The following is a 3,497-nucleotide window of genomic DNA, read 5'->3' as shown; positions in this document are numbered from 1 at the left end:
CCGAGTCGGTGGTGGACCTGCACGGTCTGGAGGCCGGGCCGCAGCCGTTGGCGACGACCACGTCCCGCTTCGACCTGATGTTCAGCCTCCGTGAGCAGTTCGCGGACGGGACGCCGACCGGGCTGCGGGGCGTCGTCGAATACAGCACGGACCTCTTCGACCGGAGCACCATACAGACCCTGCTCGACCGCTTCGCGCGGCTGCTGGCGTCGGTGACCGCCGAGCCCGACCGGGCCGTCACGGCCGCCGAGATCCTGTCCCCCGACGAGCGGACCGACGTCCTCACCCGGTGGAACGCCACCACCCGTGCGACACCCCGTGTCTCGCTCCCCGAGCTGTTCGAGCGCCAGGCCGCCCAGGACCCGCAGGCCCCGGCCGTCGACTGCGACGGCACGACCCTGTCCTACGGCGAGCTGAACGCACGGGCGAACGCGCTGGCCCATCTGCTGATCCGCGAGGGCGCGGGCCCCGAGAGCACGGTGGCGCTGCTGCTGCCGCGCTCCGCCGACCTGATCGTCTCCCTGCTGGCCGTGCTCAAGGCGGGCGCCGCCTACGTACCCGTGGACCCCGGCTACCCCGCCGAGCGCATCGCGTACATGCTGGAGGACGCCGAACCGGCCCTGATCCTCACCACGAGCGACCTGGCCTCCCGCCTCACCGCGCTCTCCACGGACGCGCCCCGCCTGGTGCTGGACGCGGCGGAGACCGCGGAGGCCGTGCGCGCCATGCCCACGACCGACCCGGTCGACGCGGACCGCGGCGCGCCGCTCTGCCCCGCGACCCCCGCGTATGTGATCTACACCTCCGGTTCCACCGGCCGCCCCAAGGGCGTGACCATGCCCGCGAGCGCGCTGGTGAACCTCCTCACCTGGCACGAGTCCGCCGTGGCCACCGGCCGTGGATCGCGTACCGCCCAGTTCACCGCGATCAGCTTCGACGTGTCGGCCCAGGAGATCCTGTCCGCCCTGACGTCCGGCCACTGCCTGGTGATCCCGGACGACGACACCCGGCGCGACCCCGACGCGTTCGTGCGCTGGCTCGCCGCACACGACGTGCGGGAGGTCTACGCCCCCAACCTCATGGTCGAGGCGATCAGCGAGGCGGCGCAGGAGCAGGGCCGCACGCTGCCCGCGCTCACCGAGATCGCGCAGGCGGGCGAGGCCCTGGTGCTGAGCGAGCGCGTCAAGGCGCTCTACCGGCGCCACCCCGGTCTGCGCCTGCACAACCACTACGGGCCGACCGAGACCCATGTCGCCACCGCGACCACGTTGCCCGCGGACGTCGACGACTGGCCCGAGGTCCCGTCCATCGGCCGCCCCGTCCACAACACCCGCGCGTACGTCCTGGACGCCGCCCTGCGCCCGGTGCCGCCGGGCGTCGCGGGTGAGCTGTATCTCGCGGGCGACGGCCTGGCCCGTGGCTACCGCGGTCGCCCCGCCCTCACCGCGGGACGGTTCGTGGCCTGCCCGTACGGCGCCGAGGGCGCCCGTATGTACCGCACCGGAGACCTGGTGCGCTGGGACGCGCACGGCGAGCTGCACTACCTCGGGCGCGCCGACCACCAGGTCAAGGTCCGCGGCTTCCGCATCGAACCCGGTGAGATCGAGTCGGTGCTGGCGAAGCACCCGGACGTGACGCGGGTCGCGGCGGTCGTCCGCGAGGACCGCCCCGGTGACAAGCGCATCGTCGCCTACGTGGTGCCGTCGTCGCCCGCCGGAGCGCCGGACGCGGCCGTGCTGCGCCGCCACGTCGAGGGCCTGGTGCCGGACTACATGGTGCCGTCGGCGTTCGTCGTGCTCGACGCGCTGCCGCTCACCCCCAACGGCAAGCTGGACCGGGCGGCGCTGCCCGCACCGGACCTGAGCGGGACCGCCGGCGGCGGCCGCGGACCGCGCACCCCGCAGGAGGAGATCCTCTCCGGACTCTTCGCCGAGGTGCTGGGCGTGCCCGTCGTCGGGACGGAGGACAACTTCTTCGACCTGGGCGGCCACTCCCTCCTCGCCACCCGTCTCATCAGCCGTGTCCGCTCGGCCTTCGGCGTGGAACTGTCCATCCGCAGCCTCTTCGAGCACCCGACCGTGGCCGGCCTCGTCCGCGAACTCGGCGAGGCACGGAGCGCGCGGATGGCGCTGCGCCGCATGGACCGGCCCGCGTCCGTCCCCCTGTCGTACGCCCAGCGCCGGCTGTGGCTGCTGGACCGCCTGGAGGAGCCCGGCGCGGCCTACAACGTGCCGCTCGGCCTGCGGCTGTCCGGCCCGCTCGACCGCTCGGCGCTGCGGCAGGCGCTCCACGACGTCGTGGCACGCCACGAGTCGCTGCGCACCGTCTTCCCGGAGGACCGAGGCGTACCGCGGCAGGAGATCCTGCCGGTGGACCGCGCCCGCCCCGAACTGACCGTCATCGGGACCGACGAGGCCGGACTGAAGGACGCCATGGCCGCCGCGGCCGGACACGTCTTCCGTCTCGCCTCCGAACCGCCGCTGCGCGCCACCCTCTTCACCCTGGGCGAGGAGGAGCACGTCCTGCTGCTGCTCCTGCACCACATCGTGGGCGACGGCTGGTCGTTCGCGCCGCTGGCCGACGACCTGTCCACGGCGTACAGCGCCCGCTGCGCCGGTACGCCTCCGGAGTGGGCGCCGCTGCCGGTCCAGTACGCCGACTACGCGCTGTGGCAGTACGAGGCCCTGGGCGACGAGAACGACCCGGACAGCCCGATCGGCGCGCAGCTCGCCTACTGGACGCGGCAACTTGCCGGACTGCCCGAGCAGCTGGAGCTGCCGGGCGCCGGACAGCGCCCGCAGACGCAGAGCTACCAGGGGGCCACGGTCCCGCTCGACCTCGACGCGGACCTGCACGCCCGCGTCGTCCGCCTGGCACGGGAGACCGGCACCAGCGTCTTCATGGTGCTCCAGGCGGGTCTGGCGGCCCTGCTGTCCCGCCTGGGCGCGGGGACGGACATTCCGATCGGCAGTCCCATCGCCGGGCGTACGGACGAGGCACTGGACGACCTGGTCGGCTTCTTCGTCAACACGCTGGTCCTGCGGACCGACACGTCCGGCGACCCCACCTTCCGTGAGCTGCTGGAGCGGGTCCGTACCACCGACCTGGCGGCCTACGCGCACCAGGACGTGCCGTTCGAGCGGCTGGTGGACGTGCTGAAGCCCACCCGGTCCCTGGCCCGGCACCCCCTCTTCCAGGTCATGCTCGCCCTCCAGAACACGCCGAAGGCCGCACTGGACCTGCCCGGCCTGCGGGTGACACCGCAGCCGGCCGGCAACGGAGCCGCGAAATTCGACCTGGCCGCGGAATTCGTCGAGCGGCTGGCCGAGGACGGCTCAGCCCTGGGTCTGGAAGGCGTCCTGCAATACAGCACCGACCTTTTCCCGAGGGAGGCCGTCGAGCTGATGGCCACCCGCTTCCGCCGCATGCTCCAGCACCTCGTCTCCGACCCGGACCTGACCCTCGGCCGGGTGGAATTCCTTGGCGCGGGGGAGCGT

Annotated in this window: 1 protein-coding gene; it reads left to right on the top strand. The window is 73.3% G+C overall.

All coding sequences use genetic code 11. The annotated features are described in order from the left end of the window. Nucleotides 1-3,497: amino acid adenylation domain-containing protein (locus AC51EU_RS28665; protein ID WP_496270001.1), on the top strand; the 3,497-nt coding region annotated here is incomplete at both ends.

Source organism: Candidatus Streptomyces philanthi (genome assembly GCF_059553635.1).
This window is presented reverse-complemented; position numbering and strand designations above follow the sequence as displayed.